The following is a 20,420-nucleotide window of genomic DNA, read 5'->3' on the forward strand; positions in this document are numbered from 1 at the left end:
TGTAACATACGGGCACATCAATCAGATGTGCCTTTTTTGTTTTAACCGGCGATAATCAGGCCGTAACAGGGACCTGAGCCGGACTGAGGCTGACAGCGAAGTCTGCAGCTGCGTAATGCGTCAGGAAACGGCGTATTGCGCCCGAGCTTTACATTCACACTACAGCGGAGTGTTGTCATACCATGATGGACAATTTACGCGCGGCGTCGAACCATGTCGTGCTCAAGATTATTTTGGGGTTGATTATCCTCTCCTTTGTGCTGACGGGCGTTGGCAACTATCTGATTGGCGGCAACAATGACTATGCAGCCAAAGTTAACGGTCAGGAAATCAGCCGGGCGCAGCTGGAGCAGGCGTTCAACAGTGAGCGCAGCCGTCAGCAGCAGATGCTGGGCGATCAGTTCTCTCAGCTGGCCAGTAATGACGGTTACATGCAGCAGATCCGCCAGCAGGCGCTGTCGCAGTTAGTCGATCAGGCCCTGCTCGCCAGCTATATCAAAGATCTGCATCTCAGCATCAGTGACGATCAGGTCAAGCAGGCGATTTTTAATCAGCAGGCTTTCCAGACCAACGGCAAATTTGATAACGCTAAGTATCTGGGCATGATCGGCAGCATGGGCTTCAGTGCTGACCAGTATGCTGAAGCGCTGCGTAAGCAACTTTCTAATCAGCAGCTGATTAACGCGGTCGCGAACACAGACTTTATGCTCAAGGGCGAAACCAGCAAACTGGTGGAGCTGGTTTCACAGCAGCGCGCTATTCGTCAGGCGACGCTGGATGTTAACGCGCTGGCGGCAAAGCAGACCGTGACTGATGATGAAATCAATCAGTATTATCAGCAGCATAAAGCGAATTTCATGGCGCCGGAACAGTTCCGTGTCAGCTACATTCTGATGGATGCGGCCAGCATGCAGCAGGCTGCCAGCGAGGCCGATATTCAGGCCTGGTACGACCAGCATAAAGCAGACTATACCCAGCCGCAGCGTAATCGCTACAGCGTGATTCAGACCAAAACCGAAGCGGATGCCACGGCGTTGCTGGCCCAGCTGAAAGACGGTGCCAGCTTTGCTGATCTGGCAAAAACCAAATCCATCGACCCGATTTCCGCGCGTAAAGGCGGTGATATGGGCTGGCTGGAACCTGCGACCACGCCAGATGAGCTGAAAAATGCGGGTCTGACTGAAAAAGGCCAGATGTCCGGGGTGATTAAATCCTCTGTAGGTTTCCTGATTGTGCGCCTCGACGATATTCAGCCAGAGCAGGTTAAGCCGCTGAATGAAGTGCGTGATGCCATCGCCGCGAAAGTGAAGCAGGAGAAGGGCGTGGATGCCTTCTATAAACTGCAGCAGAAAGTCAGCGAAGCGGCCAGCAACGATAATGAATCGCTGGCGGGTGCCGAGCAGGCTTCCGGTCTGAAAGCCAAAGAAACCGGCTGGTTCAGTCAGGATGCGCTGCCGAAAGAGCTCGACTTCGACGCGGTGAAACAGGCGATCTTTAACGGAGGTCTGGTTGGTCAGAACGGTGCGCCTGGCAATAACTCTGACATCATCAGCGTTGACGGCGACCGGGCCTTTGTACTGCGCATCAGCGAGCACAAGCCGGAAGCGGTCAAGCCGCTGGATCAGGTTAAAACCCAGATTGCGGACACCCTGAAACACGATAAAGCCACACAGCAGGCAAAATCGCAGGCGGACAAGCTGCTGGCCGACCTGAAAGCCGGTAAACAGGATGCGTTAACCGCTGCGGGCCTGACTCTGAGCGCCAGCAAAACGGTTGATCGCAACGCGCAGGACCCGGTAGCACAGGCGGCCTTTAATCTGCCACAGCCGGCAGAGAATAAGCCATCCTGGGGCGTGAGCGAAGATATGCAGGGCAATGTGGTACTGGTGGCGGTAGATAAAGTGACGACCGGCAGCATGCCGCAGGCGCAGATTGATGAAATGGTCAAAGGCGTGACGCAGAATAATGCCCAGCTGACCTTCGAAGCGCTGCTGCAGAATCTGCGCAAAGAGGCCAAAATTAAGTACGGCGCTGCCGCACAAATGCAGTAAGCCTCGCAAAAACTGCGTAACAACTGAAATAATCAAAGGCCGCATTCGCGGCCTTTTCCATATCTGAGATCGCTGTTTTGAAGCCTCTCTTCTTTGGTGACACTCTGTGATGGCTGTTAACCACAAGGAGAAATACAGCATGGCTAAATCTACTTTATTCGCCCTTTACCTTTCACTTGCGCTGGGCGGCGCGCTTTATCAGACCTCACTTTCTGCCGCACCCGCGCCCGCTTCGGACAGCCGCGCAGCCGCGAAAACTGACCTGTCCTCAACGCCATCTGCAGCCGTACCGCAGCAGGAGCAGGTCAGCATCAATGAGGCGACCGCAGAACAGCTCTCGGCGGCGATGAACGGGGTCGGGCTGAAGAAAGCGCAGGCGATTGTCAGCTATCGCGAACAGTACGGTCCGTTCAGCGCGATTCAGCAATTAAATGAGGTGCCGGGTATCGGTAACGCCCTGGTGGAGCGAAATGCGGCCCGACTGAAATTGTGAAGCGCCGCGCATCTCTGATGCTTTCTCTGCTGTAGGGAAACCACTCTGCTAAAGTGAACAGGTCCAACCAGTTAACTCGCAGCAGCAGGAGAGCATAAACATGCAGACCACAATTAAAGTGCGCGGCTACCATCTCGATGTCTATCAGCACGTTAACAACGCGCGCTATCTGGAATTTCTTGAGGAGGCGCGCTGGCAATGGCTGGAAGAGGTTGAGGCGTTTCACTGGTTGCTTGAGCAAAAACTGGCGTTTGTGGTGGTAAACATCAACATCAACTATCGTCGCCCGGCAGTGCTGGGCGACGTGCTGGCTATCGACAGCGAGATAACTCAACTGAACGGTAAAAGCGGCATTATTGCGCAGCGGGTGTTGCTGGCGGGAGGAGAAACGGTTGTCGCCGATGCCGCGCTGACCTTTGTCTGCATCGATCTGCGCAGTCAGAAAGCGGTGCCGCTGGAGGGCGAGTTACGTGAGCGGCTGACACGCCTGATTGCATCCTGACAGAGCAGAAGCGGCAACCGGGATTGATTGCCGCCCGAAGCCGGTTATTTCAGGCCGCTTTTGGCCTTGAGCGCCGCCATCACGCCGCTACGATCGTTAAGGTAGCCCTGCAGACCGTTGGCGCGTAAGTGGCAGGCGGCACACTCACCGCAGCCGTCTCCCTTGATGCCGTTATAGCAGGTCAGGGTCTGCTCGCGTACCAGCGGCAACTGCTGCCAGTAATCAGCCAGCGCCCAGGTTTCCGCTTTGTTCAGCCACATCAGCGGTGTTTCAAAACGGACTTCGCGCGCCATGCCCAGGCTGACCGCATGATTCAGCGCTTTAACAAACTCGTCGCGGCAGTCGGGATAGCCGGAAAAATCCGTTTCGCACACGCCGGTGATCACCGCTTCCGCTTCGACCTGATAAGCATAAACCGATGCCAGCGTCAGAAACAGGATATTGCGGCCCGGCACGAAGGTGCTCGGCAAACCGCTGGCGTTGGGGTCCCAGGTCGGCACCGGAATATTATCCCGCGTCAGGCTGCTGACGGCGAGATCGTTCAGCATCGTGACATCCAGCACTTTATGGGCGCGAGCGCCTAACCGGATGGCCAGATCGCGTGCGACATCGATCTCTTCGCGATGGCGCTGACCGTAATCGAAAGTGACACAATGAACTTCATCATATTGCTGCAAAGCCTGAATAAGGCAGGTAGTGGAATCTTGTCCACCACTAAAAACTACAACGGCGCGTTTCATGCTTTTTTCCTGATCGTTAATTATCTGCTTATGGTAATGCCTCATTCCGCCGCTGAACAGCTGCTTGGCGGCTCAATCGGTGGCGGGATCCAGGCGCGACTAAAATCGAACCAGCCCAGGGTGTTCAGTTCGATTCCTTCAACGCCGGGCGGGGCGTAAATCTGATAGCGATAGTTAAACAGCGGCAGCAGGATGCCCGTTGCCATCAGCTGTTGATAGAGCTGGTGCAGCGCCTGGCGGCGGGCCTCACTCTCTGCAACCTGCTGAATCGCCAGCAGACGGGTTTGAACTGCGATGCCCTGCGGCGTCGGCCAGAAGGGATGCCACAGCCGATCGATCTGTAACCAGTTCGCCAGGGTGAAAACCGGGGCATCGCCAATCAGTCGGTCACCCATGACAATATCGGCCTCATCCAGCTGCCGGATACCGTGCCAGCTCTTTACCGGATGAAACACCACGCTGAGCCGGCAACCGTGCTGTTGCAACAGCTGGCGCAGCGCCTCTGCCGTCTGGTGCAGTTCCACCGGCAGCTGATAATGCAGCGTCAGGCTGGCGGGCAGCGGCAGCGGATCGGCATCAATAGCTGGCACCGGCCAGCCTGGCAGCAACTCCTGGCTGGGGGTAATCAATCCCTCATCAAGCGGTAAGCGACCAATAATGCCGCTTTGCTGGATCAGCTGAAACAGCCGTCGCGCCTGATCCGGGGAGAAGCCCGCGCGGGGCCGACAGGCCAGATAGCAAAAACCCAGGCTGATACTGCTGCTCACCGGTTGCAGGGATTTCAGATCACCGGCATCGCCTATCGCAATCTGTACCGGATGACGACAGCTACTGCCCAGCATCGGATCAAACAGCTGTGGGGTGATCCAGTACTCCACCGCCTGCAGCAACGGCAGACGCAGATGCCAGCGGGCATGGCTTTCGATTCTCACCAGTTCAGGGGTGAAGTGCATGAGCTTCCACGGACCGCTGCCGATGCGGTTATCGTCGGGATGCGGTAGCAGGCACAGCAGATGAGCGAGTCGATGGGGCAGCCAGAAGTCGCTGCGTCTCAGGGTAAACCGCACGGCCAGCGGATGAGGCGCATCAACGCTGACCACATCAGCCAGCAGCGTGCTGACGCGCGGCTCCTGCAACAGCTGTCGGAACTGCGCGACCAGCTGAGCGGCCCGTATCGGCTCCTCGTTATGCCACACCAGCTGCGGTCGTAACCAGAATAACCAGCTACAGGCTGACGCATCCTGTTGCCAGTGATGGGCCAGATCCCCGACCGGCTCATCCTGTTCAAAGCGGGTCAGCCCCGAATAGAGCTGCCGCACCAGATGCTGCTCGGCGCGGCCCGTGATCTGCCGCGGCTCGGTACTCTCCAGCGGACGATAGTAGGGAATGCGCAGCACCGGTGAATCGTTCTGCCACTGTCCGCCCATCAGTGGCCGCAGCATGTTAATCAGCCGTTCCGGCGGCACATCCAGCAACTGCAACGCATCGGCGGTATCTCCGGCATCGAGCTGGCGTTGCAGTAACTGCTGACGCAGCTCTTCAGGCGAGCGCAGAAACCGGAGCTGGCCCTGTTTGCCACGCCCCGGCTCACCGTGCCACTGCAACCAGCCCGCATGTTGCCACTGAGAAAGCAGAGTACGCAGATGACGTTCACTACAGATGCAGTGCCGCGCCATGTCGGCGACGCAGGTTTGCTGAGCCGCGCCCTGGCTTTGCTGCCACAGGCGCTGAAACTGATTAAGACGGTTGAGCTGGCGCATCATAAACCCGGAACAGTTTTTTCAAAGTATTCACTATTAGTTCCGTAATTAACAGGCAATAGTAGTGCTCATTGTGACAGCAGAGGAATGATTATGGTGCGCTTAGCCGCCTTTGATATGGATGGCACGTTATTACTGCCTGACCATCAGTTGGGCCAGCAAACGCTGGCGAGCCTGCACGCGCTGCATCAGCGCGATATCCATCTGACGCTGGCTACCGGCCGTCATCTGCTGGAGATGCAGATCCTGCGGCAAAAGATGACCCTGCCAGCCTGGCTAATCACCGGTAATGGCACCCGGATACACGATCAACAGGGTAACCTGCTGTATGCGCACGATCTGCCGCCTCAGGTGGCGGAAGAGGTGATCCACAGCCACTGGGAAACCCACGCCAGCCTGCATGTCTTTAACGATAGCGGCTGGTTCACCGATCGTCCGCAGCCAGCGCTGCTGGCTGCCCATCAGATGAGCGGATTCCACTATCAGCTGCGTGATCTGAAAACAATGCCGGCTCATCAGGTCACCAAAATCTGTTTTGTTGATCATCACTCGTCGCTCTGCCAGCTGAAAACCCAGCTGGATGCCGCGCTGGGCGAGCAGGCCAATATCTGCTTCTCTGCGCTGGATTGCCTGGAGGTGTTGCCCAAAAACTGCAACAAAGGCAGCGCACTGGCGCGGTTATGCGATCATCTTTCACTGACGCTGGCGGAGTGCATGGCGTTCGGCGATGCGATGAACGATCGGGAGATGCTGGCACAGGCGGGCCACGGTTTCATCATGGGAAATGCGATGGCGCAGTTAAAGGCGGCGTTACCGCATTTACCGGTATTGGGGCATTGCGAGACACAGGCGGTGTCTCACTATTTAAATCACTGGCTGGCCACACCCTGCCTCGCGTATTCCCCCGAATGCTGAGGATTGCCGTGTACCGGACAGGATGTCCGGTTTTTTATTCCAGCTCGCGCTGCCACGGCGTGATATCGCCAATGTGCTTCGCCACCCATTCCGGCTGGTAATAGCTATCCGGATAGCGCTCGCCGCTGTCACACAGCAGCGTCACCAGTGCGCCTTGCTGATTGGCGGCCCGTAAGCGTTTCGCGACCTGCATCATGCCCCAGAAGTTGGTGCCGGTAGAGGCACCGGGTTTACGTCCCAGAATCTTTTCCAGTTTCAGCATGGCGGCCAGCGTCGCCCCATCGGGCACTTTCATCATTTCATCAATCACGTCTGGCATAAATGAAGGTTCTACCCGTGGACGACCAATGCCTTCAATCAGGCTGCCACGCGTGCTGGTCAGGCTGGCATCGCGCTGATGCCAGTAATCAAAAAACACCGAGTGCTGCGGATCGACCACCAGCAGTTGGGTAGCGAAGCCCTGATAGCGAATATAACGTCCCAGCGTGGCGGAGGTGCCGCCGGTGCCGGCGCTCATGATCAGCGTATGCGGAACGGGGTAAGGCTCGTGCTGCATCTGGCGAAAAATGCTTTCGGCAATGTTGTTATTACCGCGCCAGTCGGTTGCCCGCTCAGCATAGGTAAACTGATCCATAAAGTGGCCGTTCAGCTCGCGCGCCAGCCGTTCCGACTCCACGTAGAGCTGGCAGGGATCTTCAACGAAATGGCACTGCCCACCATAAAAGGTGATCTGCTCAATTTTACGTTTCGCCGTGCTGGCGGGCATCACCGCGATAAACGGCAGGCCCAGCAGCCGTGCGAAGTACGCCTCAGAAACCGCAGTGCTGCCTGACGAGGCTTCAATTATTGGCGTATCCTGTTTAATCCAGCCATTCGCCAGGCCATACAGAAACAGTGAGCGCGCCAGCCGGTGCTTGAGGCTGCCACTCGGATGGGTACTCTCATCTTTCAGGTAAAACCAGATGCCGGGAAAGTCCGCCAGATCGAAACGGATCAAATGGGTCTCAGCCGATCGTTGAAAATCGGCGTTAATTTCGTTGATAGCGTGGCGAATCCAGCAGGTGTGCATTCTGAGCGTCCGGCAGTGAGAGTTGCGGCTATTTTAAGGCACGGGCAGGAAAAAGAGATTGCAATATTGACGCTAAAATAGCGCTAATGGAGAAAATCATTCTCTCGGAGTGGCGAATGTTAGATAAAACTGACCTGAAACTGCTGGCGTTACTGCAGCACGATTGCACCCTGTCGCTGCAGGCTTTAGCCGAGGCGGTCAACCTCACCACCACACCCTGTTGGAAGCGCCTGAAAAAGCTCGAAGATGATGGCATTATTCGCGCGCGGGTGGCGTTACTGGATGGTGAAAAAATCGGATTGTCACTGACGGCGTTTATGTTTGTGAAAACCCAGCAGCACAGCAGCGACTGGTATCAGGCGTTTGTCTCGGTGGTCAACAGCATGCCGGAAGTGATGGCCTTTTACCGGATGGCCGGTGAGTATGACTATCTGCTGCGTATTCAGGTCTCTGATATGAAAAGTTATGATGCTTTTTACAAGCGGTTAGTCAATGGCGTCCCTGGCCTGATTGATGTGACCTCCAGCTTTGCCATGGAAGAGATTAAATACACCACGGCTTTACCCGTCGCCTCATAAAGGCATGAGATTGAGAACAGCGTTGTGCGATTATTCAGTCAACTAAGTTGGTATTTTCTGCGTGAGTGGCGGCGCTATCTGGGCGCGGTCACCTTACTGATCATTATTGCCATTCTGCAACTCCTGCCGCCGCATGTGGTCGGGGTCATTGTGGATGGCGTGACGCAAAACAGCATGAGCCTGCGTCAAATCATGCTGTGGATCGGCGTGATGCTGGCGACCGCGGTGGTGGTGTATCTGCTGCGCTACGTCTGGCGCGTGCTGCTGTTTGGTGCCTCTTACCAGCTGGCGGTTGAGCTGCGCGAAGATTTCTATCGCCAGCTCAGCCGCCAGCAACCGGCCTTCTATCTGCGCCACCGTACCGGCGACCTGATTGCGCGTGCCACCAATGATGTTGATCGGGTGGTGTTTGCCGCCGGGGAAGGGGTACTGACGCTGGTCGATTCGCTGGTGATGGGCTGCGTCGTGCTGCTGGTGATGAGCACCCAGATCAGCTGGCAGCTGACGCTGCTTTCGCTGGTGCCGATGCCGATCATGGCGATCGTGATTCATCGCTACGGCAATCAGTTGCATCACCGCTTTAAGGTGGCGCAGGCCGCGTTTTCCAGCCTCAACGACCAGACACAGGAGAGCCTGACCAGTATTCGGATGATCAAATCCTTTGGTCTGGAACAGCATCAGTCGCAGCAGTTCTCTGAGATCGCCCGCGATACCGGCGAAAAAAACCTGCGGGTGGCGCGGGTCGATGCCCGTTTCGATCCCACCATCTATATCGCCATCGGCTTCTCAAATCTGCTGGCGATCGGCGGTGGTAGCTGGATGGTCTGGCACGATCAGATGACGCTGGGTCAGCTTACCAGTTTTGTGATGTACCTCGGTTTGATGATCTGGCCGATGCTGGCGCTGGCGTGGATGTTCAACATCGTCGAGCGCGGCAGCGCCGCCTGGAGCCGCATCCGCGCGCTGCTGGCGGAAGCACCGGCAGTGGAAGATGGGGATAAAATCCTGCCGCCGGAAGCCGGTCCCCTTCAGGTGGCGATCCGGGCGTTTCACTATCCGGCCAGTGCCGAGCCGGTGCTGAGTAATGTCAGCTTTGAACTGAAGCCCGGCGAGATGCTGGGGCTGTGCGGCCCGACCGGCAGCGGCAAGAGCACGCTGCTCAGCCTGATCCAGCGCCATTTTGACATTCAGCAGGGCGATATCCGCTATCACCAGATTCCGCTGCCGCAGTTGCGGCTGGATAGCTGGCGCAGCCGGCTGGCGGTGGTGAGTCAGACGCCGTTTCTCTTTTCCGACAGCGTCGCCAGCAACATCGCGCTGGGGAAACCGGGCGCAACTCAGCAGGAGATTGAGCAGGCTGCCACGCTGGCCTGCGTCCACGACGATATTCTGCGGCTGCCGCAGGGCTATGAAACCGAAGTCGGGGAACGTGGCGTCATGCTGTCGGGCGGGCAGAAGCAGCGCATTTCTATAGCGCGCGCGCTGCTGCTGAACGCCGAGATCCTGGTGCTGGATGATGCGCTGTCGGCGGTGGATGGCCGTACCGAGCATGAAATTCTGCATAACCTGCGTCAGTGGGGACGGGGCCGGACGTTGATCATCAGTGCGCACCGCTTATCGGCGCTGACGGAAGCCAGTGAAATTCTGGTGCTCCAGCACGGCACTATCGCCCAGCGTGGCGATCATGATGCGCTGGCAGATCGTCCCGGCTGGTATCGCGACATGTACCGTTATCAGCAGCTGGAAGCCGCGCTGGATGACGATGAGAATGAGAAAGGAGTGCCGCATGGCTAAGTCTGCACGCTTGTGGCCGACCCTGAAACGTTTACTCAGTTACGGCAAGCCGTGGCGGAAATCCCTGTCGCTGGCGGTGGGGATGTTATGGATTGCCGCCGCTGCCGAGGTGACCGGACCGGTGCTGGTCAGCTACTTTATCGACAATCTGGTGGCGAAACATCAGATGCCCTGGGGGCTGGTCGCCGGGCTGACGGTAAGCTTTATCCTGCTGCAACTGCTGGCAGCAGCGCTGCATTACTGGCAGGCACTGCTGTTTAATCGCGCCGCCATCGGCGTGGTGCAGCAGTTGCGCTGCGACGTGATGAATGCTGCGCTGTGTCAGCCGCTCAGCGCCTTTGATACCCAGCCGGTCGGACAGATTATTTCACGCGTGACCAATGACACCGAGGTGATCCGCGATCTCTATGTCACGGTGGTGGCGACGGTACTGCGCAGCGCGGCGCTGGTGGGTGCCATGATGGTGGCGATGTTCAGCCTTGACTGGCGCATGGCGCTGGTGGCGATGATGATCTTTCCGCTGGTGCTGGTGGTCATGCTGATATATCAGCGTTACAGCACGCCGATTGCCCGTCGGGTCCGCAGCTATCTGGCTGACATCAATAATGGCTTTAACGAAGTGATCAGCGGCATGAGCGTCATCCAGCAGTTTCGTCAGCAGGCGCGCTTTGGCGAGCGGATGGGGGAGGCGAGTCGTTCTCACTATCTGGCGCGGATGGAAACGCTGCGGCTGGATGGTTTTCTGCTGCGCCCGCTGTTAAGCCTGTTTTCGGCGATGGTGCTGTGCGGATTGCTGATGCTGTTCAGTTTCTCCGTTCCTGGCGTGTTTGAAGTCGGGGTGCTGTACGCCTTTATTACCTATCTGGGCCGGCTGAATGAGCCTCTGATTGAGCTCACCACGCAGCAGTCGATGCTGCAGCAGGCGGTGGTCTCCGGTGAGCGTATCTTCGAACTGATGGATGCAGCGCAGCAGCACTATGGACCCGATTCTCAGCCGCTGGCGTCAGGTCGTCTGACTCTGAAGAATCTGAGTTTTGCCTACCGTGAAGATCGTGACGTGCTCAGCGATATCAATCTTGAGGTGCCGTCACGCAGCTTTGTGGCGTTGGTCGGACATACCGGCAGCGGCAAAAGCACGCTGGCGAACCTGCTGATGGGCTACTACCCGATTACCCGCGGCGAGATTCGCATTGATGACCGTCCGATTGGTGAACTCAGTCATGCGGTGCTGCGGCGGGGTATCGCGATGGTTCAGCAGGACCCGGTGGTGCTGGCGGATACGTTGCTGGCCAACGTCCGGCTCGGCCGTGATATCAGCGAAGAGGTGGTCTGGACGGTACTGGAGCAGGTACAGCTGGCTCCTCTGGCGCGCGCATTGCCTGACGGCATCCATACCCGGCTGGGTGAGCAGGGCAATAATCTGTCGGTCGGGCAGAAGCAGTTGCTGGCGCTGGCGCGGGTGCTGGTCGACCTGCCGCAGGTGATGATCCTTGATGAAGCGACCGCCAATATCGACTCGGGTACCGAGCAGGCGATTCAGCAGACGCTGCGAACTCTGCGCCAGCACAGCACGCTGGTGGTGATTGCGCACCGGCTTTCAACCATTACCGAAGCCGATAACATTCTGGTGCTGCATCGTGGACGGGTGGTCGAACAGGGTAATCACGCGCAATTACTGGCGCTGCAGGGGCGTTACTGGCAGATGTACCAATTGCAGCAGGTAGGCGATGATCTGGCGACGGGCATCCCCTTAACAACTGAAGCGTAAGTTGCACCTTTTTTGCGCGGTTTTATCAGAATAATCTGGTTAAATGCACTCCTTTGACGCCTGGCGCACCAAAGGAGTGCATTGGCTGTGCTGACGCGCGGCTATTCCTTCCTCTCCTCACCGATCCCGGCTAAAACACGCCTTGCCCCGTCTCGCCTCAGAGATTGATTCCGCTGTTTTTTTATTTGTGGCACAGGCTTTGCTTAACTCTCTGCGTGTCTGTGAGACTCACTCATTTAATCGCTGGAGGGGATCCAATGAAGCTGGTTACCGTCGTAATTAAGCCATTCAAGCTGGAGGATGTGCGTGAAGCCTTATCCTCTATCGGCATTCAGGGGCTGACCGTCTCCGAAGTAAAAGGATTTGGTCGCCAGAAAGGCCATGCGGAGCTTTACCGTGGCGCAGAGTACAGCGTGAACTTCCTGCCTAAGGTCAAAATCGATATCGCGATTGCCGACGACCAGTTAGACGAAGTGGTGGATGTCATCAGTAAAGCGGCTTACACCGGCAAAATTGGCGACGGTAAAATTTTCGTGGCTGAACTGCAGCGCGTCATCCGTATTCGTACCGGCGAGACCGACGAAGCCGCTCTGTAATTAAGACTCAGTACTGTGATGGGATGGATAAAAATGAATAAAGTTTTCGCTAAGTTGGGCCTCACCAGCCTGGCACTGTTACCATCGCTCGCGATGGCTGCACCTGCCGTTGCGGACAAGGCTGATAACGCATTTATGATGATTTGCACCGCGCTGGTGCTGTTTATGTCGATTCCAGGGATTGCGCTGTTTTACGGCGGTTTGATTCGCGGCAAGAACGTCCTGTCGATGCTGACTCAGGTGGCGGTGACCTTCTCGCTGGTGTGCGTATTATGGATGGTTTATGGCTATTCACTGGCCTTCAGCGAAGGTAACGCCTTCTTTGGTGGCTTTGGCTGGGCGATGCTGAAAAATATTCAGCTGACCGCGGTGATGGGAAGCTTCTACCAGTATATCCACGTTGCCTTCCAGGCATCATTTGCCTGTATTACCGTCGGCCTGATTGTCGGTGCTATCGCTGAACGTATCCGTTTCTCTGCGGTGCTGATTTTTGTCGGCGTCTGGCTGACCCTGGCCTACCTGCCTATCGCACACATGGTGTGGGCGGGCGGCTTCCTGGCGCAGGATGGCGCGCTGGACTTTGCTGGCGGTACCGTGGTGCATATCAATGCCGCCGTGGCGGGACTGGTCGGCGCTTACCTGGTGGGTAAACGTGCTGGCTTCGGCAAAGAAGCGTTTAAACCGCATAACCTGCCAATGGTCTTCACCGGTACGGCCATCCTCTATGTCGGCTGGTTTGGTTTTAACGCCGGTTCTGCCTCGGCGGCTAACGAAATTGCAGCACTGGCCTTCCTGAACACCGTGGTCGCCACGGCGGGCGCGGTACTGTCATGGACCTTTGGTGAGTGGGCCGTACGCGGTAAACCTTCACTGCTGGGTGCCTGTTCCGGCTTCATCGCGGGCCTGGTCGCCATCACCCCAGCCTGTGGTTACGTGGGTGTCGGCGGGGCGTTAATCATTGGCCTGGTCGGTGGACTGGCCGGTCTGTGGGGCGTCACCACCCTGAAAAAATGGCTGCGGGTCGACGATCCTTGCGATGTGTTTGGCGTGCATGGCGTCTGCGGCATCGTGGGTTGTATCCTGACTGGCGTCTTTGCTTCTTCTTCGCTGGGCGGTGTCGGCTATGCAGAAGGCGTGACCATGGGCCATCAGGTATGGGTGCAGCTGTTCAGCGTCGGCCTGACCATCGTCTGGTCTGGCGTCGTCGCCTTCATTGGCTTCAAGCTGGCGGATATGATTGTGGGACTGCGCGTGCCGGAAGAGCATGAGCGTGAAGGTCTGGACGTCAACAGCCACGGCGAAAATGCCTATAACCAGTAACCTTCACTATTAAATAGCCAATCAGGGGCGAGCAATCGCCCCTTTTTTTATTCGCTGCGCTGGCGCATCACCCCTTCCTGCACCGTCGAGGCTACCAGCACGCCTTGCTGATTATAAAACTCGCCTCGCACAAAACCGCGCGCCCCCGAGGCCGAGGTGCTGACTACGCTATAGAGCAGCCATTCGCTGAAGTCGAACGGACGGTGAAACCACATCGAGTGATCGATGGTCGCCACCTGCATATCGGCTTCCAGAAAGCCCTTGCCGTGCGGCTGCAGCGCGACCGGCAGAAAATTGAGGTCAGAGGCATAGCCCAGCAGATATTGATGGATACGCAGATCGTCCGGTAACACGCCGTTGGCACGGATCCAGACCTGACGTTCAGGTTTATCAACGTGGCCCTTGAGCGGATTGTGCAACTGCACCGGGCGAATCTCCAGTGGCCGTTCGGCGATAAATTTCTCTCGCAGTTTTTCCGGCAGCATATGCGCCATTTTCTGCGCCATCACCTGCTCGGAGAGCAGATTCTCAGGACCGGCCACCTCGGGCATCGCATTCTGATGTTCAAAACCGCTTTCCGGTGCCTGGAATGAGGCGGTCATATAAAAAATCGGCTGGCCATTCTGTATCGCACTAACGCGCCGGGCGCTGAAGCTTTTGCCGTCACGCAGGGTTTCAACATCATAAATAATCGCTTTCTGGCTATCGCCGGGCCGCAGGAAGTAGCTGTGAAAGGAGTGGATGATGCGATCTTCCGCGACCGTCTGCTTGGCTGCATACAGCGCCTGTCCGACTACCTGACCGCCAAACACCTGACGCAGCCCCAGATCTTCACTCTGACCGCGATACAAACCCTCTTCCAGCTTTTCCAGATTTAATAAATTCAGCAGATTTTGCAGTGCCTGGCTCATGGCGCATTCCTCAATATAGTGACCCGCTCAGTGTGAAAGATCCGACCAGTTCACGTCAATCAGACTTTCCTCTTTGCCGTCGCCAGGCAAACTCCCGATTTTGTGCCAGAATTAAGCACATACGGCGAGTGAAGCGCTGTACGCAGGATTCGCTGCCGAAAATCATTTTGATCAAAAGGAGACGACATCAATGAAACTCTGGCATGTGTTCAGTGGGGTAGTTATGGCGGTGGCTGTTGCAGGATGCGCCGACAAAGGTAAACCGGTACCAACTCCAACGTTGGGCTCGGCCGTGGCGGGACAGCAGGCGGCGATTGCGCAGCCTAACGTCAGCGGTTCGGTCTATATCCGACAGCGTATTGCGCTGCCGCCGGATGCGGTGCTCACCGTGACGCTCTCTGACGCCTCTGTGGCCGATGCGCCATCGAAAGTGTTGTCACAGCGCGTGGTACGCACCGAAGGTAAACAGGCACCGTTCCAGTTCGTGCTGCCGTTTAACCCAGCCGACATTCAGCCGAACGCGCGTATTCTGCTGAGCGCCGCTATCTCGATTGATGGCAAGCTGGCCTTTATTACCGAAGGCGTGAAGCCAGTGATTAACCAGGGTGGCACCAAAGCTGAGCTGCTGCTGGTGCCGGTACCGTCAATGGCGATGCCAACCCAGCCGGGTGCCGCGACCACCGTGCCGTCGACATCACCGACTCAGGTGACGCCGTCCGCTTCTGTGCCAGCCCCGACCAGCATGTAACTTACTGTGGGGCGACTCTGTCGCCCCTTTTCGGGCTTAAAAGCGCCAGCGGTAGGCCTCAAGGTCGATGCGGCCATCATCACTCACCACTACACCTTCCGCCTCCAGCGCATCGCGCTGACGAAACAGTCCGTCCCCCTGAAGCGAGATCGCCCCATGCCGGTTAACCACCCGATGCCAGGGCAGGGTGCTGCCCTGCGGCAGGCGACTCAGTACACCGCCGACCTGACGGGCGGCGCGTGGAGAGCCCGCTAGCAGCGCGACATCGCCGTAGGTCGCGACCTGGCCCGCAGGAATCGCGGCAACAATTTGCCAGATGCGTTGCTGAAAACTGTCAGGCTGATCCATCTGCTTATCCCGTCTGGAAAAAGGGCGTCAACTTTACCACGTCAAACCCCAGTGATACGCGGCAAACTGTGGGTTGTTCAAGAAACCAACGGTCGTCCCGACTGCGCTTGCAATTGCCAGGGCCTTCCCCGATAATGCCTGCGCTCTCGAAATGAGGGCTTGTCAATGGGGGCCCTGTTGGTTCTCCCGCAATGCTAGCTTGTGAACTCGGTCAGGTCCGGAAGGAAGCAGCCGCAGCAGGTGACGCGTGTGCCGGGATGTAGCTGGCAGGGCCCCCACCATTTTTATCTCCCGCATAACCTATCCCTTATCAGATTCCAGACAGGCGAAACTCGCCTGAGGCCGATCCATTGCCGGCAGGCGAGAGTATTAAATGCTTAGGATGAGGCAATCGAACGAAAGGGTTGTGCAAATTAACGCACAAATTTCCACACCGAACCTGGTACTTTATCGTAAAGCTTGTTCATCGTCAGTTCAGCCAGGCGATGATCGGCCGCTGAGTAAAATACCGCTAACTCATCTTCAGGTAATTCATACTTGTTTTTTTCAATGACCCTTTCAAGGGTATCGATTGAGCGACAACGACGCAGTCGCATCAAATAATCCGTTTTAGTCAGGTTTTTGTTCATAAATAAACCGTTCTCACGTCAGTACTTATAATGAATGGCTCGGTTGCTGGAGAAAAGCGCACTCTTCAGTGAACAGGTTAAATAAGCGTTTAGCTGAACGTTGCCACCGTTGCAGATCCTGAGTATTGACACCATAGTTGCTGAACAACATAAAGGTATCATCAAGATATTCATCGATTTGCGAAATCAGCGCTTCATCTTCAACGTGCTTAATTTTGTAATTCATGGTGAAAGAGGCGATATGCTCGATCAAATCGTTGAGCTGTAAATTGCTTTCAGAAGTGGGATCATTAACCCAGCCGTGATGGCTATCCGTTAATGTTGCCATGCTCTCGTCAAACAGACTCTCACACAGGTATTTAAGCTGGGCAATATCATGCCGTTTCGGTGAGTATTCGTCCATCTTTTTCCCCTCCATAGCTAGCACAGTTGCCGCGCGGCGGCGATATAGGGTAAAGCGGCCAGGAAGCGATTTATCAGGCAGTTATTAAACGGGATTCGTCAAATATAGTGTAAAACCATTAGTTCTGCTCACCTCCATTACTAAATATTACAATTCGTCGGCGGGCGAAGGCCGCTGGTTGCCGATCACATCAAACACAAGCGCACCGGGCTCAATATGAAAGGAAACCCGTTCTGACTGGCTAACGGTTTCATTTAGATCCAGGCAGGGACTAAATAAATTCCAGGCATAATCGTAAAGTAACTTAAAACTATTGGGCCCCTGCTTTTCCACAGAAATAATTTTCAGGCTGCCTGGAACTAATCGGGCATCTTGTGAATACCAGTGTAAATCGCCTACCAGCCCATCCGATATTTTGAGAATATTCCGCTGAACAATCGCTGCTATTTTTGCGCAGTCCGATTCGTCCTGTGCAATATCGCATTCAATTCGTGACAGCATAACCGATCCGTTAATAACAGTTGATAAACCTATCATTGGTTTTCTGCAACCGCTTTGCAAGCCAGCCGCGAATGAAATTGTCGATTTCGGGCATTTTCCCTACGATAAACCTGACGTCATCGCCATGCTGCCTGCATCGGGACCGACTCGCCGCCGGATTAAATATATTTTTTGATACACATTGGGCAGGTTGCCGGGCGGCAACATCAGATAGTATAGTTGTTATGTTATAACATAATGGTGAAAAGATGCGGCAGAGTGGACTGTTAATGTCACTGGGTGGACGACTGGCCGTGGCGATGCTCTTCATCGCCCTACTGACGGCAGCCATGTGGTGGGGAATCAGCGGATGATTGTGTTTCACGGGCTACAGGCGGGTTACCAGGGACAGCAGGTGACACCGGAAATAAACGGTCAGATCGTGCCGGGTAGCATGACCGCGCTGGTCGGCGCTAACGGCAGCGGCAAGTCAACGCTGCTAAAGACCATCGCCGGGCTGCTACCGCCCGTAAAAGGGCGGTGCCAGCTGCAGGTCACCCGCCGTGATACCGGCTGGCTGCCTCAGCGTAGTGAACTGGAAACCCGTTTTCCGCTGACGGTATATGAACTGGTTTCGATCGGTTGCTGGCCGCGCTGCGGCTGGTTTGGCGGCATTCATCGGGCATTACGTCGGGAGATCTGGCAGGCGCTGGAAGCGGTGCAGATGGCAGAGTACGCCGATGCGCAGCCGGTTACTTTATCCGGTGGACAACTGCAACGCGTGCTGTTTGCCCGACTGATGCTGCAGCGTAGCCGGCTGTGGTTGCTGGATGAACCCTTTAACGGCATTGACAGCCAGACCGTGACATTACTGATGTCGATCCTGGAGCAACAGCAGCAGGCGGGCACCACCTTGCTGGTGGTGCTGCACGACCGTCCTCTGGTCGCGCGCTACTTCAGCGAGGTGCTGTCGATGGATGACGGCACCTTCAGCCAGACGCCAGTCGCCGGTTCAGCAATGCAGAAGGTGGCACCGTGACGCTGATTCAGCCCTTTATCGAATTTGGTTTTATGCGACGTGCGCTGGTGGCCTGTATCGCACTGGCGGTCAGCGCGACTCCGCTGGGTGTGTTCCTTTCGTTACGTCGCATGAGCCTGATTGGCGATGCGCTGTCCCATGCGGTGTTACCGGGTGCCGCTATCGGTTACCTGATCTCCGGCCTTTCGCTGGTGGCGATGGGCATTGGCGGCCTGATTGCCGGGCTGGCGGTGGCGCTGCTCTCCGGGGCGGTCAGTCGTTATACGCCGCTGAAAGAAGATGCCAGCTTCGCCGGTTTTTATCTGGGTTCGCTGGCACTTGGCGTCACGCTGGTCTCACTGCGCGGTTCAAGCGTGGATCTGCTGCATGTGCTGTTCGGGTCGCTGCTGGCGGTGGATAACGGTGCGCTGCTGCTGGTCGGCGGTATCGCCGCCTTTACCCTGATCCTGCTGGCGATACTCTATCGCCCGCTGGTGATTGACGCTTTTGACAGTGACTTCCTGCGCGCGCAGGGCAGATGGAGCGCGCCGCTGGTGCATGGTCTGTTTCTGATGCTGGTGGTGCTGAATCTGGTGGCGGGTTTTCAGGTGCTCGGCACGCTGATGTCGGTGGGATTAATGATGCTGCCCGCCGCCAGCGCCCGGTTCTGGAGCCGCCATCTCGCCGCGATGCTGGCGATTGCCATTCTGATGGCGGTGATCTCGGCGCTGGCGGGGCTGATGCTCTCCTGGCACTTTTCGCTGCCGGCCGGACCCGCCGTGGTGCTGAGCGCCGCCATGCTGTTTTTTCTTTCGATTCTGACAGGGCCGTGCGGTGGCATTTTGCGCCGCCATTAAACGTAAGGGGTAGCTATGAAGAAATTACCGGTTAGTCTGGCGCTCGCCGCGCTGTTTGCCGCGCCATTAGCCATGGCAAAAACGGTGAATGTGGTAGCCAGTTTTACCGTGCTGGCAGATATCGTAAAACAGGTTGGTGGTGATCATGTCAGGGTTAAAAGCCTGGTCGGGCCGGATGGCGACCCGCACACCTTCGAACCGACGCCACAGGACAGTCAGGCATTGGCGAAAGCCGATCTGGTGTTTGTCAGCGGTTTAGGGCTGGAAGGGTGGATGGACCGGCTGGTCAGCGCGTCGGGCTATCGCGGGCAGCCGGTGGTGGCCTCAACCGGCATCACCACGCGCAGCATGGAGGAAGAGGGGAAAACCATCACCGATCCCCACGCCTGGAACAGTATGCAGAACGGCGTAATTTACGCCACCAACGTGATGAATGCGCTGGTCATGGCTGACCCGGAGGATGCCGCGCAGATTCGTCAGCGTGGTGAAAACTACATTCAGCAGCTGCAGGCGCTGGACCTCTGGGCGAAAACGGCGTTTGACCGGGTGCCCGCCGGACGACGTAAAGTGCTGACCAGCCACGATGCGTTTGGCTATTTTGGTCAGCGATATGGCGTCACCTTCCTGGCGCCGGTCGGTTTCTCCACCGAGTCAGAGGCCAGTGCCAGTGAAGTTGGCAGCCTGATCTCACAGCTGAAACAGCAGCATATCCAGCGTTACTTTATTGAGAACCAGACCGATCCGCGACTGGTGAAGCAGATTGCCAGCGCGACCGGTGCCCAGCCAGGCGGCGAGCTCTATCCCGAGGCGTTGTCACCGGCGACCGGTCCGGCACCAACCTATGAAGCGGCATTCAGACACAACGTAAATGCGATGCTGAAGAGTATGCAATAGTGATAAAAAGGCCGGGAATCCCCGGCCACTCATCACGACATAAACTAGCGTTTTTTCTTTCTTCCCTGCACCGCCTTGAAGCGCGGATTTGATTTGCAAATGACGTAAATACGGCCTTTACGGCGCACCACTTTGCAATCCCGGTGGCGACTTTTTGCTGAGCGCAGCGAGCTTAATACCTGCATGATCCTCTCCCTTACTTACGGCCCAGAAAGCGACCAAAACGCTGGTTAAAGCGAGCGGTACTGCCCTCTTTGGCAAAATCTTTCTGCTTACCGGTATAGAACACATGCGAGGCTGACGACACATCAAGCGTGACGTAAGGCAGGGTTTCGCCTTCAAATTCCACGGTGCGGTCAGTGCGGATGGTCGAACCGATTTTGAACCAGACGTCCGCCGAGGTGTCATGGAAAACCACATGGCGATAGTCGGGATGGATATTCGCTTTCATAATACTCACCTATGTAATGTTATAATATAACAATATTATGCGCCGGGTTTACCGGGATTGCAACCGTCGGCAGGATCGGAAGCCGCAAGGGCAGG

General features: G+C 56.4%; 23 protein-coding genes and 1 other RNA gene. 14 read left to right on the forward strand and 10 right to left on the reverse strand.

Annotation, left to right across the window (positions count from 1 at the left end; all coding sequences use genetic code 11):
- Nucleotides 1–182: 182 nt before the first annotated feature.
- From ppiD to WFK59_RS00785, 3 genes are all read left to right on the forward strand, one after another.
- A complete protein-coding gene (ppiD, locus tag WFK59_RS00775; RefSeq protein WP_336754801.1) occupies nt 183–2,051 on the forward strand; it encodes a peptidylprolyl isomerase in 1,869 nt (622 codons plus the stop codon).
- A 139-nt stretch (nt 2,052–2,190) separates the two neighbouring features.
- Nucleotides 2,191–2,544: a helix-hairpin-helix domain-containing protein gene (locus WFK59_RS00780; protein ID WP_233985111.1), complete on the forward strand. Its 354-nt coding sequence runs from the start codon at nt 2,191–2,193 to the stop codon at nt 2,542–2,544.
- 100 nt (nt 2,545–2,644) lie between these two features.
- Nucleotides 2,645–3,046, forward strand: a complete 402-nt coding sequence (locus WFK59_RS00785; protein ID WP_233985110.1) for an acyl-CoA thioesterase — start codon at nt 2,645–2,647, stop codon at nt 3,044–3,046.
- A gap of 44 nt (nt 3,047–3,090) precedes the next feature.
- Here the strand turns inward: WFK59_RS00785 and queC are convergent, their stop codons facing one another.
- Together queC and WFK59_RS00795 are read right to left on the reverse strand one after the other, a co-directional pair.
- A complete protein-coding gene (gene queC, locus WFK59_RS00790) occupies nt 3,091–3,786 on the reverse strand; it encodes a 7-cyano-7-deazaguanine synthase QueC (RefSeq protein ID WP_233985109.1) in 696 nt (231 codons plus the stop codon).
- Nucleotides 3,787–3,827: 41 nt separating this feature from the next.
- Entirely contained in the window at nt 3,828–5,546 is a 1,719-nt protein-coding gene (locus WFK59_RS00795; protein WP_336754803.1) for an SgrR family transcriptional regulator, read from the reverse strand.
- Nucleotides 5,547–5,639: 93 nt separating this feature from the next.
- On the opposite strand from WFK59_RS00795, the gene cof reads away from it, so the two are divergent.
- Nucleotides 5,640–6,461 carry an HMP-PP phosphatase gene (cof, locus tag WFK59_RS00800; RefSeq protein WP_233985108.1) on the forward strand — a complete coding sequence of 274 codons (822 nt, stop codon included), beginning with the start codon at nt 5,640–5,642 and terminating at the stop codon, nt 6,459–6,461.
- A gap of 34 nt (nt 6,462–6,495) precedes the next feature.
- Here cof and WFK59_RS00805 read toward each other — a convergent pair whose 3' ends face one another.
- The gene (locus tag WFK59_RS00805) at nt 6,496–7,530 is read right to left on the reverse strand and encodes a PLP-dependent cysteine synthase family protein (RefSeq protein ID WP_233985107.1); all 1,035 of its coding nucleotides are present in this window, start codon (nt 7,528–7,530) and stop codon (nt 6,496–6,498) included.
- 116 nt (nt 7,531–7,646) lie between these two features.
- Between WFK59_RS00805 and WFK59_RS00810 the strand changes: the two genes are divergently transcribed.
- From WFK59_RS00810 to amtB, 5 genes are all read left to right on the forward strand, one after another.
- Nucleotides 7,647–8,108 carry an Lrp/AsnC family transcriptional regulator gene (locus WFK59_RS00810; RefSeq protein ID WP_233985106.1) on the forward strand — a complete coding sequence of 154 codons (462 nt, stop codon included), beginning with the start codon at nt 7,647–7,649 and terminating at the stop codon, nt 8,106–8,108.
- Nucleotides 8,109–8,132: 24 nt separating this feature from the next.
- Entirely contained in the window at nt 8,133–9,902 is a 1,770-nt protein-coding gene (locus WFK59_RS00815) for a SmdA family multidrug ABC transporter permease/ATP-binding protein (RefSeq protein WP_233985105.1), read from the forward strand.
- Complete coding sequence (locus WFK59_RS00820; protein WP_233985104.1) at nt 9,895–11,670, forward strand: SmdB family multidrug efflux ABC transporter permease/ATP-binding protein; 1,776 nt, start codon at nt 9,895–9,897, stop codon at nt 11,668–11,670. The genes WFK59_RS00815 and WFK59_RS00820 overlap by 8 nt, the downstream gene beginning before the upstream one ends.
- 257 nt (nt 11,671–11,927) lie before the next feature.
- On the forward strand, nt 11,928–12,266 hold the full coding sequence (gene glnK, locus WFK59_RS00825) for a P-II family nitrogen regulator (RefSeq protein WP_003850469.1): 339 nt from the start codon (nt 11,928–11,930) through the stop codon (nt 12,264–12,266).
- Between the two features lie 33 nt (nt 12,267–12,299).
- A complete protein-coding gene (gene amtB, locus WFK59_RS00830) occupies nt 12,300–13,586 on the forward strand; it encodes an ammonium transporter AmtB (protein ID WP_069727946.1) in 1,287 nt (428 codons plus the stop codon).
- Between the two features lie 47 nt (nt 13,587–13,633).
- Here the strand turns inward: amtB and tesB are convergent, their stop codons facing one another.
- Entirely contained in the window at nt 13,634–14,497 is an 864-nt protein-coding gene (gene tesB, locus WFK59_RS00835; protein WP_233985103.1) for an acyl-CoA thioesterase II, read from the reverse strand.
- Between the two features lie 190 nt (nt 14,498–14,687).
- Between tesB and WFK59_RS00840 the strand changes: the two genes are divergently transcribed.
- Complete coding sequence (locus tag WFK59_RS00840; protein ID WP_233985102.1) at nt 14,688–15,245, forward strand: YbaY family lipoprotein; 558 nt, start codon at nt 14,688–14,690, stop codon at nt 15,243–15,245.
- A 36-nt stretch (nt 15,246–15,281) separates the two neighbouring features.
- Here the strand turns inward: WFK59_RS00840 and WFK59_RS00845 are convergent, their stop codons facing one another.
- Nucleotides 15,282–15,593, reverse strand: coding sequence for an MGMT family protein (locus WFK59_RS00845; protein ID WP_233985101.1), 312 nt, complete (start codon nt 15,591–15,593; stop codon nt 15,282–15,284).
- A 175-nt stretch (nt 15,594–15,768) separates the two neighbouring features.
- Between WFK59_RS00845 and ffs the strand changes: the two genes are divergently transcribed.
- Nucleotides 15,769–15,865, forward strand: an RNA gene (ffs, locus tag WFK59_RS00850) — signal recognition particle sRNA small type.
- Nucleotides 15,866–16,006: 141 nt separating this feature from the next.
- Here the strand turns inward: ffs and WFK59_RS00855 are convergent.
- The 3 genes from WFK59_RS00855 to WFK59_RS00865 form a co-directional block, all read right to left on the reverse strand.
- Nucleotides 16,007–16,222, reverse strand: coding sequence for an HHA domain-containing protein (locus WFK59_RS00855; RefSeq protein ID WP_031374659.1), 216 nt, complete (start codon nt 16,220–16,222; stop codon nt 16,007–16,009).
- A gap of 25 nt (nt 16,223–16,247) precedes the next feature.
- A complete protein-coding gene (gene tomB, locus WFK59_RS00860; RefSeq protein ID WP_031374658.1) occupies nt 16,248–16,625 on the reverse strand; it encodes an Hha toxicity modulator TomB in 378 nt (125 codons plus the stop codon).
- A 147-nt stretch (nt 16,626–16,772) separates the two neighbouring features.
- A complete protein-coding gene (locus WFK59_RS00865; RefSeq protein ID WP_336754804.1) occupies nt 16,773–17,126 on the reverse strand; it encodes a hypothetical protein in 354 nt (117 codons plus the stop codon).
- Between the two features lie 349 nt (nt 17,127–17,475).
- Here WFK59_RS00865 and WFK59_RS00870 point away from each other — a divergent pair, with 349 nt between their 5' ends.
- From WFK59_RS00870 to WFK59_RS00880, 3 genes are read left to right on the forward strand one after another with little or no spacing between them, the layout of a single operon-like run.
- Nucleotides 17,476–18,144: a metal ABC transporter ATP-binding protein gene (locus tag WFK59_RS00870; RefSeq protein ID WP_233985100.1), complete on the forward strand. Its 669-nt coding sequence runs from the start codon at nt 17,476–17,478 to the stop codon at nt 18,142–18,144.
- Nucleotides 18,141–18,980, forward strand: a complete 840-nt coding sequence (locus tag WFK59_RS00875; RefSeq protein WP_233985099.1) for a metal ABC transporter permease — start codon at nt 18,141–18,143, stop codon at nt 18,978–18,980. The genes WFK59_RS00870 and WFK59_RS00875 overlap by 4 nt, the downstream gene beginning before the upstream one ends.
- A 15-nt stretch (nt 18,981–18,995) precedes the next feature.
- Complete coding sequence (locus tag WFK59_RS00880; RefSeq protein ID WP_336754805.1) at nt 18,996–19,874, forward strand: metal ABC transporter substrate-binding protein; 879 nt, start codon at nt 18,996–18,998, stop codon at nt 19,872–19,874.
- A 44-nt stretch (nt 19,875–19,918) separates the two neighbouring features.
- On the opposite strand, the gene ykgO is transcribed toward WFK59_RS00880, so the two are convergent.
- Complete coding sequence (ykgO, locus tag WFK59_RS00885) at nt 19,919–20,059, reverse strand: type B 50S ribosomal protein L36 (RefSeq protein ID WP_233985097.1); 141 nt, start codon at nt 20,057–20,059, stop codon at nt 19,919–19,921.
- An 11-nt stretch (nt 20,060–20,070) separates the two neighbouring features.
- A complete protein-coding gene (locus WFK59_RS00890) occupies nt 20,071–20,325 on the reverse strand; it encodes a type B 50S ribosomal protein L31 (RefSeq protein WP_233985096.1) in 255 nt (84 codons plus the stop codon).
- Nucleotides 20,326–20,420 lie beyond the last annotated feature (95 nt).

It is taken from the genome of Pantoea sp. USHLN298 (genome assembly GCF_037149395.1).
Classification (GTDB): Bacteria; Pseudomonadota; Gammaproteobacteria; order Enterobacterales; family Enterobacteriaceae; genus Pantoea; species Pantoea astica.

Excerpts from the sequence above, each read along its gene's own strand:
- tomB (WP_031374658.1), bottom strand. The coding sequence starts at position 16,625 with ATGGACGAATACTCACCGAAACGGCATGATATTGCCCAGCTTAAATAC.
- amtB (WP_069727946.1), top strand. The coding sequence starts at position 12,300 with ATGAATAAAGTTTTCGCTAAGTTGGGCCTCACCAGCCTGGCACTGTTA.
- glnK (WP_003850469.1), top strand. The coding sequence starts at position 11,928 with ATGAAGCTGGTTACCGTCGTAATTAAGCCATTCAAGCTGGAGGATGTG.
- cof (WP_233985108.1), top strand. The coding sequence starts at position 5,640 with ATGGTGCGCTTAGCCGCCTTTGATATGGATGGCACGTTATTACTGCCT.
- WFK59_RS00880 (WP_336754805.1), top strand. The coding sequence starts at position 18,996 with ATGAAGAAATTACCGGTTAGTCTGGCGCTCGCCGCGCTGTTTGCCGCG.
- ppiD (WP_336754801.1), top strand. The coding sequence starts at position 183 with ATGATGGACAATTTACGCGCGGCGTCGAACCATGTCGTGCTCAAGATT.
- WFK59_RS00890 (WP_233985096.1), bottom strand. The coding sequence starts at position 20,325 with ATGAAAGCGAATATCCATCCCGACTATCGCCATGTGGTTTTCCATGAC.
- queC (WP_233985109.1), bottom strand. The coding sequence starts at position 3,786 with ATGAAACGCGCCGTTGTAGTTTTTAGTGGTGGACAAGATTCCACTACC.
- WFK59_RS00865 (WP_336754804.1), bottom strand. The coding sequence starts at position 17,126 with ATGCTGTCACGAATTGAATGCGATATTGCACAGGACGAATCGGACTGC.
- WFK59_RS00870 (WP_233985100.1), top strand. The coding sequence starts at position 17,476 with ATGATTGTGTTTCACGGGCTACAGGCGGGTTACCAGGGACAGCAGGTG.
- WFK59_RS00855 (WP_031374659.1), bottom strand. The coding sequence starts at position 16,222 with ATGAACAAAAACCTGACTAAAACGGATTATTTGATGCGACTGCGTCGT.
- WFK59_RS00810 (WP_233985106.1), top strand. The coding sequence starts at position 7,647 with ATGTTAGATAAAACTGACCTGAAACTGCTGGCGTTACTGCAGCACGAT.
- WFK59_RS00795 (WP_336754803.1), bottom strand. The coding sequence starts at position 5,546 with ATGCGCCAGCTCAACCGTCTTAATCAGTTTCAGCGCCTGTGGCAGCAA.
- WFK59_RS00840 (WP_233985102.1), top strand. The coding sequence starts at position 14,688 with ATGAAACTCTGGCATGTGTTCAGTGGGGTAGTTATGGCGGTGGCTGTT.
- ykgO (WP_233985097.1), bottom strand. The coding sequence starts at position 20,059 with ATGCAGGTATTAAGCTCGCTGCGCTCAGCAAAAAGTCGCCACCGGGAT.
- WFK59_RS00805 (WP_233985107.1), bottom strand. The coding sequence starts at position 7,530 with ATGCACACCTGCTGGATTCGCCACGCTATCAACGAAATTAACGCCGAT.
- tesB (WP_233985103.1), bottom strand. The coding sequence starts at position 14,497 with ATGAGCCAGGCACTGCAAAATCTGCTGAATTTATTAAATCTGGAAAAG.
- WFK59_RS00780 (WP_233985111.1), top strand. The coding sequence starts at position 2,191 with ATGGCTAAATCTACTTTATTCGCCCTTTACCTTTCACTTGCGCTGGGC.
- WFK59_RS00820 (WP_233985104.1), top strand. The coding sequence starts at position 9,895 with ATGGCTAAGTCTGCACGCTTGTGGCCGACCCTGAAACGTTTACTCAGT.
- WFK59_RS00785 (WP_233985110.1), top strand. The coding sequence starts at position 2,645 with ATGCAGACCACAATTAAAGTGCGCGGCTACCATCTCGATGTCTATCAG.
- WFK59_RS00845 (WP_233985101.1), bottom strand. The coding sequence starts at position 15,593 with ATGGATCAGCCTGACAGTTTTCAGCAACGCATCTGGCAAATTGTTGCC.